Consider the following 12422-nt stretch of genomic DNA (forward strand, 5'->3'; position numbering starts at 1 on the left):
GGCGCCGTCCTCAGGCGAGGGCTCGGGCTGCGGGTTGTCGGCGGGCGCGGCGGCGATCACCGTCTCGGACACGATCGACACCGGCACCGAGTTCACCAGCGGCTTGGGCTCGTCCTCCTTGGACGACCATGACGCCAGGGCGAGCGCCACCACGCCGGCGTGCAGCGCGAGCGATCCGACAATGGCGGGACTGGGTCGACGCAAAGCCGTCAGCCCTCCGCCGTCTCGTCAGCGGCCGTGTCGGTGATCAGGTTCAGCTTGGTGAAGCCCGCGGCGCTCAGGCGCGCCATCACGCGGGCCACGGCCTGATAGGGCGCGCGGCCGTCGGCGCGGATGAAGACCGCCTTGTCGCGCGCCTTTTCGCCGCCCTCTTCGGCCACGCGCAGCGCCAGGTTCTCCCAGCGGACCTCGCTCTCGCCGATGAAGATGGCGCCGTTCTGATCGATCGAGACCGTGATCGGCTTGTCGGTCGTCTCCACCGCGCTGGCCTCGGTCTTGGGCAGCTCCACCGGCACGCCGACCGTCAGCAGGGGGGCCGAGATCATGAAGATGATCAGCAGCACCAGCATGACATCGACCAGCGGCGTGACGTTGATTTCGCTCAGCGGCCGCTTGCGCGCGCGGCGACGACCGCGCCCGCTAGAGCTTCCGCCTCCTCCACCCATCGCCATGGATCAGGCGCCCCGACGCAGGTTCAGGTCGGCCCCAGAGGACGAGGGCGGCGGCGGCGGCGGGGCCGAGGGCGCGCCCAGACGACGGGCGATGGCCGACTGCAGATCGTCGGCGAAGGCCTCCAGACGCCCGGTGAACTTGCCCGCCGTCACCGAGAAGGCGTTGAAGGCGATATAGGCCGGGATGGCCGCCGCCAGACCGATGGCCGTGGCGAACAGGGCCTCGGCGATGGCCGGGGCCACGGTCGTCAGATTGGTGTTGCCCGCCGCGGCGATGCGGTCAAAGGCGTTCATGATGCCCCAGACCGTGCCGAACAGGCCGATGAAGGGCGAGGCCGTGGCCACCACCGACAGCACGCCCAGACCGTTCTCGATCTTCTGGCTCTCGCGGGCGATGACCGAATCCAGCGCCCGGTCGATGCGGGCGATCAGCATGTTCCCCTGCGTGTCCGTCATGGCCCCGCGCGCCCGCGCCTCGCGCCAGTCCTGCAGCGTCAGCACCAGCATGCGCGGCAGGGGATCGGCGGGCTGGGCCCCGGCCTGGGCCGCCACGTCTTCCAGCGATCGGCCGCTCTCGACCTGCTTTTCGAACTCGCTGGCCCGGGCGTTCATGCGGGCGAAGCGCACCGCCTTGTCGATGATGATGGTCCAGGACCAGACCGAGGCCGCGGCCAGGCCGACCATGACCGTCTTCACCACCCAGTCGGCGGTCATGAACAGTTCGATGGGATTCAGCAGCGAGGCGTCGGCGGGCGGAGTCATACGGCGTCCTTGGGTCAGATCCGGGTCGTCCCGCCTTATCGAACGGGCGGACGTGGCGGTTTGATGGCGGGGTCTAGCGGGCGTCGGCCCCGGCGTCACGGGGGGCGCCTCTGACAAGCGCGTTATTGCGAGGCTTCACCCGACAGCCAGGGCGTCAACAGTTCGATCAACCGCTTCGTCGGCCGCCGCGGCCGCCCGTCCATATGGATGCAGACCGCCACCACGTCGGCCCGGCACAGCGCCTCGCCGTCGCGCTCGACCGTCTGGCGGATGATCAGGCGCGGCCCCTTGATCGCCTCATAGCGCGTCCGCACCACCAGGGCGTCGTCGATCCGCGCCGGCTTGAGGTATTTGATCGCCAGGTCCGACACCACGAAGGCCAGCGGCTCGTCCTGCTCCAGCAGTTCGACGTGGCCGACGCCCGCCAGCCGCAGGAAGTCCGACCGTCCCCGCTCGAAATAGCGCACATAGTTGGCGTGATAGACCAGGCCGGTGAAGTCGGTGTCCTCGTAATAGACCCGCACCGGCAGCAGGTGGTCCTGCCCGTCGAAACGGCCGGCGGTGGGAAGGTCGGTCATCGGTCAGCCCTGAGCGGAAGTCGTCGCCGAAGCCTTAGCTGTCGGCGCGGGCGGATTGAAGCCGGGACAGAACTGCGCCTTCATGTCCGCGAACTCGGCGCCCAGGGGATCGTCGCCCATCAGGATGCGGTTGGGCCGCGAGACGAAGGCCACGGCCTGCCGCTGTCCCGCGATCCCGGCATAGCCGCAGACGGCGCGGCGCTTGCCGTTTTCCAGATAACGCACCTCGGCGTCCGGCCCCATCTGGGCCCTGACCTGGGTCAGCGCCCGTTCGGCCGGCGTCGCCTGCTTGGACCCGAAGCGCGCCCCCTGACTGACGGCGACCAGGCTCAGCGCGCCGAGCAGCAGCACCGCCGCGCCCAGCACGGCGATCTTCTGGTCCGTCCCGATCCCGCTTCGCGCCATCGCCCGTCTCCCTTCGCGCCGCAGCATGGCCGGGTTTGGCGGGCGGGTGAAGTCCTTTTGCGAACGACTTGCGCTTGGCCCTTCTCCCCTTGTGGGAGAAGGTGGACGGCGAAGCCGGACGGGTGAGGGGTGCGAAGAAGTTCCCTCATCGCTTCCCATCAGACCTTGCGCCGACACCCCTCATCCGGCCCTGACGGGCCACCTTCTCCCTCAAGGGGAGAAGGAAGAACGCCCTATCCCCCGAACAAATCCGGCGGCGGCGCCGCCTGAACCTTCGGCGCCTCCAACCCCAGGTGCTCATAGGCCCGGGCGCAGGCCACCCGCCCGCGCGGGGTGCGCATGATGAAGCCCTGTTGCAGCAGATAGGGCTCGATCACGTCCTCGACCGCGTCGCGCGCCTCGGCGATCGCGGCGGCAAGGGTGTCCATGCCCACCGGCCCGCCGCCGTAGTTCTCGATCAGGGCTTTGAGGAAGCGCCGGTCCAGACTGTCCAGCCCCGCCTCGTCGACCTCCAGCCGCGCCAGGGCCCGCGCCGCCGCCAGCCGGTCGATCGTTCCCCCCTCGGCGTCGGCGAAGTCGCGCACTCGGCGCAGCAGACGCCCGGCGATGCGCGGCGTGCCGCGCGCCCGGCGCGCGATCTCCATGGCCCCGTCCTCGGTGATGACCGCGCCCATCTTGCGCGCCGCCCCCCGGATCACCGCCGTCAGCTCCTCGGGCGTATAAAACTCCAGCCGCAGCGGAATGCCGAACCGGTCACGCAGCGGCGTGGCCAGCAGCCCCGCCCGCGTCGTCGCCCCGACCAGGGTGAAGGGCGCCAGGTCGATGCGCACGCTGCGCGCCGACGGCCCCTCGCCGATGATCAGGTCCAGCACATGGTCCTCCATCGCCGGATAGAGGATCTCCTCCACCTGCGGGGCCATGCGGTGAATTTCGTCGATGAACAGGACGTCGCGCGGCTCCAGATTGGTCAGGATCGCCGCCAGATCCCCCGCCTTGGCCAGGATCGGGCCGGAGGTGGCTCGAAAGCCCACGCCCAGTTCGCGCGCGACGATCTGCGCCAGCGTCGTCTTGCCCAGACCGGGAGGCCCGAACAGCAGGACATGATCCAGCGCCTCGGACCGGCCTCTCGCCGCGTCGATAAAGACCTTCAGATTGCCCTTGGCCGCCGACTGGCCGACGAACTCGGACAGGGTCTGAGGCCGCAGCGCGCGGTCGTGCTTCTCGCCGGGGGCGGCGTCGCCCGAGATCAGACGCTCAGTCATGCTTCACCGCTCAGCCCCGCGGAGGCGGGGACCCAGGTTTGAGCGACAAGGCGCACAGCTCCAATCATGGCGCCTGCATAGCCGACGCAGCATTCCCTAGCCAAAGCACCGGGTCCCCGGCTCCGCGGGGATGAGCGGATGTTGACCCTCACCGCCCCAGCTCCTGCAGGGCCGCGCGGATCACCGCCGGCAACTCCGCCTCGTCCCCCAACCGGATCAGGGCCTGATCCACCGCCCGACGCGCATTGATCTCGGCTATGCCCAGCCCCAGCAGGGCCGCGACCGCCTCGCCCGTCACGCTCGGCGGCGGCGGAGCCGCGGCGACCTCGGCGTGAACGCCCGGCGCGTTCGGCGCAAAATGCCCGTCGCCCAGCGGCTTGCCCTTCAGTTCGGTGACGATGCGCAAGGCCAGCTTGGGCCCCACGCCATTGGCGCGGCCCACCGCCGCCTTGTCCTCGCGCGCCACGGCGCTGGCCAGCTCCCCCGGCGGCAGCACGTCCAGCACGCTCAGCGCCGCCTTCGGCCCCACGCCCTGAATGGCCAGCAGCACGGTGAAGGCCCGCCGCTCGTCCCGCGTCAGGAAGCCGTAGAGACGGGGCCCCGCGTCCTCGCTCCACTGGCTGTGAATATACAGCGTCGTCTCGTCGCCCGGCGCCGGCAGACGCCCCAGGGTCCGCGCCCCGCAGGCGGCGACATAGCCCACCCCGCCGCAGTCGATCAGGCACTCCGCCTCCCCGACCTCGGCCAGAACCCCGCGCAGTCGTCCGATCATGCCGCGCCCCTCAAACTCGCCGTCAAACTCAGACTCCGCCGATGGTGCGCGTGAGTGATCGCCACCGCCAGGGCGTCCGCCGCGTCCGCCTTCACCTCGCCCGCCGCAGGCAGCAGCCGCTTGATCATGAAGGCCACCTGGCTCTTGTCCGCCTGCCCCGCCCCGACCACGGCCTTCTTGACCAGGCTCGGCGCGTATTCCGCCACGCTCAAGCCCGCCCTTGCAGGCGCCAGCATGACCGCCGCCCGCGCATGACCCAGCTTCAGCGTCGAGGCCCCGTTCATGTTGACGAAGACCTCCTCGATCGCCGCCTCGTCGCAGCTATAGGCCGCGCAGATCGAGCCGACCTCCTCCAGCAGATGCAGCAGCCGTTCGGGAAAGGGCGCCTTCTCCGGCGGGGCTGCCACCCCGTGCGCGATCCAGCGCAGGCGGCTGCCCTCGCTTTCGATCACGCCCCAGCCGGTGCGGCGCAAACCGGGGTCCAGCCCCAGGATTCGAGTCGATACGTTCGTCATTCGTTCCAGTCATGCCCCAAAGAGGGTTAGCGAACAATGACCGGCTCGACTTCCCTCCTCGCCATGCGTGGGGAGGAGAAGCCCGATCCCCCTCAATCGTCTCGCGGCATGACCGAGAACCCGGCCAGCCCCGCCTGCTCGCCCAGCCGCGTCGACAGGCCGGCGACGTTCAGCGGCATGGCGCCGCGGGCCTTGATGTGATGTTCGTGGATCAGACCATCATGGCTGACCACATGGCCGATGCGCACCGGCTTCAGCCCGCTGTCGGCCAGCAGCCCGCGCAGGGTCGCCTCGCCCGGCGCCGCCCCGCGCGTCCAGCGCAGGGTCACGTCCATCACCCCCACGTGCGGCAGGCGGGCGTCGAGGAAGCGCAGGATGGCCAGCACCAGCAGGGTCGCGCCCCCGGCGATCAGGCCCAGGTCCCACATCCCGACCCCGAACATCACCCCGACCGCCGAGGTGGTCCACAGCGACGCCGCCGTGGTCAGGCCGTGCACCGAGAAGCCTTCGCGGAAGATGACCCCGGCGCACAGGAAGCCGATGCCCGTCAGGATGCCGTGCGCCATCCGGGTCGGGTCGATCACCAGTCTTTGATCCGGCAGGGCGACAAAGGCCCAGGTCGACTGATGCATGGCCGCCAGCATCAGGACGCAGGAGGTCATGCAGACCAGGATATGGGTGCGGAACCCGGCCGGATGCCCATGATAGGTCCGCTCGATCCCGATCAGGCCGCCCGCGACCATCGCCGCCGCCACCGGGGCGATCAGGGCCCAGTCCATTGCTCCAGCCGCCGTCATGTCCGCCTCTCAAGCTGCACAGGACCGCCCACCGTGGACCGCGTCGCCTTCCGCATCAAGCCACGCTTGCTGCATCGCCCTTCGAAGCGCATCCTTTGAAAATCTGCGATAGCCGAAAGGAAGCCGCCATGCGCGCCGCCCTCTTCGTTGCGCCCCTCGCCTGCCTGCCCTGCCTCATGACGACGCCCGCCGCCGCCCAGGAAACGCGCGAGCAGTTCATGGACCGCTGCACCCTGGCCCTGGCCCGGACCGCCAATATGGCGAGCTACGCCGAGGGCGCCTGCGCCGAGCAATGGCCCAAGATCACCCGCGCCAACCAGATGGTCGATGCGCTTCTGTCGCTGTTCGCGGCGGGAACCCCGTCGGCGCTGGATCCCGCCGACGTGCGAGCGCGGGCCTCGATGGTTCGCTGGCGCTCTGCCTCGGAAGGCCGGCTGGCCGACCTCAATGTCGAGACGACGCGCACGCCCACGACGCGGATCATCTTCAACTGGTCGGCGACGGGCGAGCCCGTGCCCTTTGATCCGGTCGAGGCGCTGCGGGTGCGCGGCGCGAACGTCGATCCGATCGGCTGCTACGCCTATGGCGCGGGCGAGACCAACAGCGTCTGGCGCGTCGAGGCGCCCGACTCCGCTCCCTTCGCCCTGACCGTCTATCGCCGCGAGGCGCCGACGGCCTCGGCCATGTCCTCCATCACGGTCAGCGCCGACGCCGAACGCAACATCCCGACGCTCAACGACCTCAGGGCCGTCGAGCCGGATCAGGACTGGATGGAGACCTGCCCCCGGTAGGGGGCAGGCCCAGGGACGATCAGCCCGCGTACTTGGCCGCGTCTTCGTCCGAGATGTCTTCGTTGGAATAGACCGACGAGACGTCGTCCTCGGCGTCCAGCGCGTCCAGCAGCTTGAACAGGGCGCCGACGGCTTCGCCCGTCACCGGCACTTCCGACTGCGGCTTCCAGACGATGGCGGTCGACTTCGGGTCGCCCAGCACCTTGGACATGGCCTCGGCCACCTCGTTCAGGTCCTCATAGGCGGTCCAGATGGTGTGGCCCGGCGCGTCCTCATAGATGTCCGGCTTGACCAGGTCGCTCTCGACGTCCTGGGCGCCGGCCTCGATGGCGGCCTCCATGACCTGGTCTTCGGTGCCAGCCTCGGCCTTGTAGATGATCTGGCCCACCTTATCCCACATGAAGGCGACCGAGTTCATCTCGCTCAGGGCGCCGCCGTTCTTCTTGAAGGCCGCGCCGATGTTCGAGGCCGCACGGTTGCGGTTGTCGGTCAGGGCCTCGACGATGATGCCGACGCCGCCGGGGCCCCGGCCCTCGTAGCGGACCTCTTCCATCGTATCGACGTCGCCGCCCGAGGCCTTGTTGATGGCGCGCTGGATGACGTCCTTGGGCAGGCTTTCGGCCTTGGCGTTGTTGACCGCCAGACGCAGGCGCGGGTTCAGCGCCGGATCGGGCATGCCCGACTTGGCGGCGACGGTGATGTCGCGGGACAGTTTGGAGAACAGCTTGGAACGCTGGGCGTCGGCGCGGCCCTTGCGGTGCATGATGTTCTTGAATTTCGAGTGGCCGGCCATGAATCTCGCTGCCAGATTTCTGAAACGTGAGGCGCGCCCTTTACTGGATGTGCGATCCTCTGTCACGACAGGGAACCGCCCGACCGCGCCGGGGATTTAGCGCAGGCAATATGGAGACGCCTATGGCCGCCGCCGACGACACCTATCTGGACGACGCCTATGACGAGGGCCTCGACCACGCCCACGCAGGCGAAATCGTCGAGTGGTACGCCAAGCGTCCGGTCACTGTCTCCACCGCCGCCGCCACCGGCTCCCTGGTCGCGGCCTTCGCCCTGGGGGCCCTGACCGCCGTCGGAACCCTGGTCCTGCTGCGCCGGTACGACGAACGCTAGGAACGCTATCGACAATCCTCCCCCGCTTCGCAGGGGAGGATCGGGTTAAGCCAGCAACCCCTCCACCTCGGCCCGCGTCCCCAGCGACGGCTGCGCCCCTTGCCGGGTCGCGGCCAGCGCCCCCGCCGCGCAGGCGAAGTGCAGGGCGTCGTCCGGCGTCATGCCGTCCAGCAGGGCCACGGTGATGGCCCCGACGAAGGCGTCGCCTGCGCCCGTCGCGTCGACGGCGTGCACGCGCGGCGGCACGGCCCAGGCCGTCTCCACACCGTGCTGATACATCACCGCCCCGCGCGCGCCCTTGGTCACGACCACCTTGCCGCCGCCGACGTGCAGGGCCTCGCCGTAGAAGGCGGCCTCGGTCTCATTGACCACGATCAGGTCGGCGCGGCGCAGCAGGGCCTCCGATACCGGGGCGGCGGGCGCCAGGTTGGCGCAGACGAAGTCGGTCGCCCGGCCTACCGCCGCCTCGACCGTCTCGATCGGCAGCTCCAGCTGGACGATCAGCGGCGTTTCGATCCGCGACGGCAGCTGTTCCGGCGTGACCAGATGATTGGCCCCGGCGGCGACCACGATCTGGTTCTCGCCCGATGGGTCGACCGCGATCAGGGCCACCCCCGTCGGCGCCGCGATGTCCGTCTCGACCCCCGACAGATCGACGCCGTGCGCCAACATCAGGGCCACGGCCGCGCCCGACATCTCGTCCTCGCCCACGCGCCCGATCAGGCTGACCTCGGCCCCCAGCCGCCTGGCCGCCAGGGCCTGATTGGCTCCCTTGCCGCCCGGGTGACGAGCCAGACTGGCCCCCGTCACCGTCTCGCCGGGCGCGGGCAGGTGCGGGGCCGAAGCGACGATGTCCAGATTGATCGAGCCGACGACGGTGATCCTCATGCCCCCATTCCTCCACTGGCATGGCTCAGATTTTCTGCGATCAGGGCGAAGATCCCATCCGCATCGGCTCTGGTCGCCCAGAAATGATTGGCGGTCGCGGCGTCCACGCGGAACTCCACCGCCGTATGCCCGCGCGTCAGATCGCTTTCAGTCTCCACCGCGATGCGGCAGGGCGCCAGCTCGAACAGCTCGGGCTTCAGCAGCCAGGCCACGGTGCAGGGATCATGCAGCGGCCCCGCGTCCCAGCCGACGATCTCGCGCTCGATCCGCTGCGAAAAGCGCAACATGGCCGCCGACGCCCGCGCCGAAGCGGTCGGCAGGGCCTCGACAGCCGCGATCCGCTCCTCGGTCGCCCGCACCTGATGGGTGGCGTCCAGCCCCATGACGATCATGCGGCAGCCGGACGCAAAGACCTCCGCCGCCGCGTCCGGGTCGACCCAGATGTTGAACTCGGCGCTGGCCGTGATGTTGCCGCCCTCGCTGCGCGCCCCGCCCATGACCACCACCGGCCCCAGATGCGCCGCCAGCTTCGGCTCGTCCCGCATGGCCAGCGCCAGATTGGTCATCGGCCCCATGACGACCAGAGCGACAGACCCCGCGGGCCGCGCCATCACCAGCCGCACGATGGCCTGCCCTGATGTCCCCTCGCCCACGGGTACATCCGGCTCGAACGGCTCCAGGTCGCCCAGCCCCTCGGCCCCGTGGAACTCGCCCGCCCCGGCCGGCTCGCGCCTCAGCGGCCGCTCGGCCCCGATGAAGACCGGCACGTCTTCGCGCCCGGCGATCTGGCGCAGGATGCGGGCGTTGCGCGCGGTCTTCCCGGCGCTGACGTTGCCCCCCACCGTGGTCACGGCCAGCAGGTCGAGATCATCCGAGGCGAAGGCGGTCAGCAGCCCCGTGGCGTCATCCACGCCGGGGTCGCAATCAATGATGAGAGACTGTTTCACACCCCTTCCCTGCCCCGGCCGGGCGGGCGCCGCAAGCGTCTCAATCGCGCGGCGCGGGCGAATGGGCGATCAGCTGGATCTCGACAATGCTCCCCTCGCCGCCCAGCAGGCCGCTGGTCCCCACGGCGGTCCAGGCCGGGCGCGGCCCCTGCGAAAACTCGCGCCAGACCTTGGACAGGACGGCGATCTGCTCGTCGCGCGTGCCGGAAAACCCCGGCCCGTCCCAGACGTGGAAGGTGTTCAGCATGGCCACGTCGTCCAGACTGCCGCCCGCCGCCCGCAGCGTTTGGTTCAACTGGCGCAGGGCGCGGCGCACCTGCCCTTCGAAGGCCGCCACGTCATCGCCCTCGCCCTCGGCGCGAAACACCACCAGCCCGGACACATAGAGGACGTCCCCGACCCGGCGCGCGGGCGCATAGCCGATCTCGTCATGCGCTCTTCGTTGCCCGGCCGAAGGAATGATAACCTCTCCGCCCGGCGCTGCCAGACGTTGCGGATAGGCGGCCTCCTGCGCCGCGACCGGAGCGACCACGCCCAGCGCCAGGACGGCGGCGACGCCGAAACGAAGACACAGGCTCATGCTGAAACCCCTCGCAGTTCCGAAACGGCAAGAGTTCGCCCTGTTCGCCGCGACGGCAACTTAAGCTTTTGTCAGAGACAGGCCGCGACGCAGACCCGCGCCAGCACCTCCGCCGAGTCCGTCAGCGGAACCGCCACATCGTCCGCGTCCAGCAACAACGGCACCTCGGTGCAGCCGCCGATGATCCCCTGCGCCCCCGCCGCGACCAGGGCCTCGGCCAGGTCGCGCATGGCCGCCCTCTGTTCCGGCCCCACGTCGCCCGCCTTGACCCCGAACACCACCATCATGAAGCGCGCCTGATCGGCCTCGGACAGCCGCACCATCTCCACGCCCTCCGCCGCCAGGGCCCCGGCGTAGAGGGCCTCGCCGCCGGGCGTGGCCAGCACCCCGACCCGCCGCGCGCCGCCGACCTTGGCCGCCCTGGCCGTCTCGACCACCATGTCGATGAAGGGCAGGCCCGCCGCGCGGATGGCGCCCGCATGGGCGTGGGCCGTATTGCACGGCATGGCCAGGACCTCGGCCCCCGCCGCCTTCAACCGCGCCGCCATCTCGCCCAGGGTCCGCCCCGCCGCCTCGGGCTGGGTGTGCCGGTTCGGCACCTGGGGGTTGATGTCGGCGAGGACCCGGATGTGGTCCTCGTCCCCCGTCGCCGGGGTCAGGGCCTGGACACGCGCCAGAAAGGCCACCGTCGCCGCCGGCCCCATGCCGCCCAGAACGCCCAAGATCTTCATGCCGCCCGCCTGTCGCTCGCTCGAAAATTCATCTTTCAACCTGGCTCCGCCTGGTGAAAACGCCGGTTCAGCAAACCCCGTTCAACAATCATGGTGAACGCGCGAATTCTTGCGGAACCAAGTTTCGGGTCTGTTGTTATTGCATCGGACACATCGGACGCCCCCCAACCCCGATGTCGTCTGTGGCGGCCCGGCCTTAACGCCCCCCCGACTGAGAAGCCGGGCCGCCCCCCTTCCCCCTCTCTCCTTCAATCCAGCGTCAGCACCATGTCCCAGCGATCGATGCCGGGCGCGAAGCCGTCGGGCGTGACCTTCTCCGGCTGAAAGCCGAAGCGGGCGTAGAAGCCCTGGGTATGCTGGCTGGTGTTCAGGATCACGCGGCTGATCCCCGGCGTCGCCCGCGCCGCCGCGATCCGCGCCTCGGTCAGCACCTGCCCCAGCCCCTGTCCGTGCAGGCCGTTGTCGACCATGCCCCAGCACAGGGCCACGCTGACCCCGTCCGGCTCCACCGCATGGCCGCCGCAGCCGACGATGCGCCCGTCCAGCTCGATCACCTGATAGGGCCAGCGCAGGGCCTGATCCTGCAGAAAGCCGACAAAGCTGTCGCGCTCGCTGGCGTCGAAGAAGCGCGGCGTATTGCTGTCGAACAGGGCCAGGCAGCCGGCCATGTCCTCGAGCCGATAGGTTCGGGAAAGGATCATTCCCCTTCCTGCCACGCCCGCCTCGCTTGACCTACCCCCGAAACGGGCTAGGGTCGCGCCGTTCTCCGGGGGGTCGCAATCGAGCGGCTGAGATTGAGGTATTGCCTCTGACCCGTCGAACCTGATCCGGGTCATGCCGGCGAAGGGATGGGAAACGCTTTGGTCTCCGGCGGCTTTACGTCAGGGGACCGCCTCGCCCGACGTCGGCGGACCTCTTGAAGCACAGAGGCCGCCATGAACATCAACGTCACGCCGACGACCGAAATTGAGCCCGAGGCTCAAGCAGCGAGCGACCGCGTCGCGAGCGGTAGCCTCCAGCATAATGAGCCCAACGTGGAACTGCCGCTGGCCGAAGCCCGCCAGCAGGTCGCCGCCGAACACGGCCGCATCCCCACCGGCCCGCGCGCCGGCGGCGTCAAGGTCTATGTGGCGGGCGAGCTCTTCCCCGACATCCGCGTTCCCTTCCGCGAGGTCGCCGTCCACCCCAGCGCCAACGAGCCGCCGGTGACGATGTACGACAGCTCCGGCCCCTACACCGACCCGGCCGTGACCATCGACATCAAGAAGGGCCTGCCCCGCGTCAAATCCAGCTGGCAGCTGGACCGCGGCGACATCGCCCCCGTCCTGAACCCGCGCGAGGTCAAGCCCGAGGACAACGGCCACGCCAGCGGCAAGCACCTGGCCCCCCGCTTCGACGTCTCCAACCATCAGGTCTTCAAGGGCGTCGAGGGCCGTCCCATCACCCAGTACGAATACGCCCAGGCCGGCATCATCACGCCCGAGATGGAATACGTCGCCATCCGCGAGAACCTGCGCCGCGAGCAGAACGCGCCTTGCATCCGCGACGGCGAAGACTTCGGCGCCTCGATCCCCGACTTCGTGACGCCTGAGTTCGTC

The 12422-nt window shown here is 69.7% G+C and carries 16 protein-coding genes, 2 pseudogenes and 1 riboswitch; of the genes and pseudogenes, 3 read left to right on the forward strand and 15 right to left on the reverse strand.

Annotated elements, in window-relative coordinates; all coding sequences use genetic code 11:
- The 9 genes and pseudogenes from VGE49_RS13065 to VGE49_RS13105 all read right to left on the reverse strand — a co-directional run.
- Positions 1-204: pseudogene (locus VGE49_RS13065) on the reverse strand (hypothetical protein); the annotation flags it as partial.
- A 5-nt stretch (positions 205-209) separates the two neighbouring features.
- A complete protein-coding gene (tolR, locus tag VGE49_RS13070; protein WP_331034976.1) occupies positions 210-671 on the reverse strand; it encodes a protein TolR in 462 nt (153 codons plus the stop codon).
- Positions 672-674: 3 nt separating this feature from the next.
- Positions 675-1433: a protein TolQ gene (gene tolQ / locus VGE49_RS13075; protein ID WP_331034977.1), complete on the reverse strand. Its 759-nt coding sequence runs from the start codon at positions 1431-1433 to the stop codon at positions 675-677.
- 122 nt (positions 1434-1555) lie between these two features.
- On the reverse strand, positions 1556-2011 hold the full coding sequence (ybgC, locus tag VGE49_RS13080) for a tol-pal system-associated acyl-CoA thioesterase (protein WP_331034978.1): 456 nt from the start codon (positions 2009-2011) through the stop codon (positions 1556-1558).
- Positions 2012-2014: 3 nt separating this feature from the next.
- On the reverse strand, positions 2015-2416 hold the full coding sequence (locus VGE49_RS13085; RefSeq protein WP_331034979.1) for a hypothetical protein: 402 nt from the start codon (positions 2414-2416) through the stop codon (positions 2015-2017).
- A gap of 233 nt (positions 2417-2649) precedes the next feature.
- Positions 2650-3678, reverse strand: a complete 1029-nt coding sequence (ruvB, locus tag VGE49_RS13090; RefSeq protein WP_331034980.1) for a Holliday junction branch migration DNA helicase RuvB — start codon at positions 3676-3678, stop codon at positions 2650-2652.
- Positions 3679-3826: 148 nt separating this feature from the next.
- A complete protein-coding gene (gene ruvA / locus VGE49_RS13095) occupies positions 3827-4450 on the reverse strand; it encodes a Holliday junction branch migration protein RuvA (RefSeq protein ID WP_331034981.1) in 624 nt (207 codons plus the stop codon).
- Positions 4447-4965: a crossover junction endodeoxyribonuclease RuvC gene (gene ruvC / locus VGE49_RS13100; RefSeq protein ID WP_331034982.1), complete on the reverse strand. Its 519-nt coding sequence runs from the start codon at positions 4963-4965 to the stop codon at positions 4447-4449. Before ruvC ends, ruvA begins: the two co-directional genes overlap by 4 nt.
- A gap of 92 nt (positions 4966-5057) precedes the next feature.
- Entirely contained in the window at positions 5058-5744 is a 687-nt protein-coding gene (locus tag VGE49_RS13105) for an MgtC/SapB family protein (protein ID WP_331034983.1), read from the reverse strand.
- 146 nt (positions 5745-5890) lie between these two features.
- Between VGE49_RS13105 and VGE49_RS13110 the strand changes: the two genes are divergently transcribed.
- A complete protein-coding gene (locus tag VGE49_RS13110) occupies positions 5891-6553 on the forward strand; it encodes a hypothetical protein (protein WP_331034984.1) in 663 nt (220 codons plus the stop codon).
- Between the two features lie 19 nt (positions 6554-6572).
- Here VGE49_RS13110 and VGE49_RS13115 read toward each other — a convergent pair whose 3' ends face one another.
- Positions 6573-7346, reverse strand: a complete 774-nt coding sequence (locus VGE49_RS13115; protein WP_331034985.1) for a YebC/PmpR family DNA-binding transcriptional regulator — start codon at positions 7344-7346, stop codon at positions 6573-6575.
- A 122-nt stretch (positions 7347-7468) separates the two neighbouring features.
- Here VGE49_RS13115 and VGE49_RS13120 point away from each other — a divergent pair, with 122 nt between their 5' ends.
- A complete protein-coding gene (locus VGE49_RS13120; RefSeq protein ID WP_331034986.1) occupies positions 7469-7678 on the forward strand; it encodes a hypothetical protein in 210 nt (69 codons plus the stop codon).
- 45 nt (positions 7679-7723) lie between these two features.
- Here the strand turns inward: VGE49_RS13120 and VGE49_RS13125 are convergent, their stop codons facing one another.
- The 5 genes from VGE49_RS13125 to VGE49_RS13145 all read right to left on the reverse strand — a co-directional run bounded on the left by VGE49_RS13125 (position 7724) and on the right by VGE49_RS13145 (position 11525).
- On the reverse strand, positions 7724-8566 hold the full coding sequence (locus VGE49_RS13125; RefSeq protein WP_331034987.1) for a ribokinase: 843 nt from the start codon (positions 8564-8566) through the stop codon (positions 7724-7726).
- Positions 8563-9513, reverse strand: a complete 951-nt coding sequence (locus tag VGE49_RS13130; protein WP_331034988.1) for a nucleoside hydrolase — start codon at positions 9511-9513, stop codon at positions 8563-8565. Before VGE49_RS13130 ends, VGE49_RS13125 begins: the two co-directional genes overlap by 4 nt.
- Positions 9514-9553: 40 nt before the next feature.
- A complete protein-coding gene (locus VGE49_RS13135) occupies positions 9554-10093 on the reverse strand; it encodes a Rid family hydrolase (RefSeq protein ID WP_331034989.1) in 540 nt (179 codons plus the stop codon).
- A 71-nt stretch (positions 10094-10164) separates the two neighbouring features.
- Positions 10165-10824 carry a cysteate racemase gene (cuyB, locus tag VGE49_RS13140; protein ID WP_331034990.1) on the reverse strand — a complete coding sequence of 220 codons (660 nt, stop codon included), beginning with the start codon at positions 10822-10824 and terminating at the stop codon, positions 10165-10167.
- 248 nt (positions 10825-11072) lie between these two features.
- Complete coding sequence (locus tag VGE49_RS13145; RefSeq protein WP_331034991.1) at positions 11073-11525, reverse strand: GNAT family N-acetyltransferase; 453 nt, start codon at positions 11523-11525, stop codon at positions 11073-11075.
- Between the two features lie 56 nt (positions 11526-11581).
- Positions 11582-11691, forward strand: a riboswitch (TPP riboswitch).
- A gap of 68 nt (positions 11692-11759) precedes the next feature.
- Here VGE49_RS13145 and VGE49_RS13150 point away from each other — a divergent pair.
- Positions 11760-12422 (forward strand): annotated as a pseudogene (locus VGE49_RS13150) (phosphomethylpyrimidine synthase ThiC); the annotation flags it as partial.

Source organism: Brevundimonas sp. (genome assembly GCF_036405315.1).
GTDB lineage: Bacteria > Pseudomonadota > Alphaproteobacteria > Caulobacterales > Caulobacteraceae > Brevundimonas.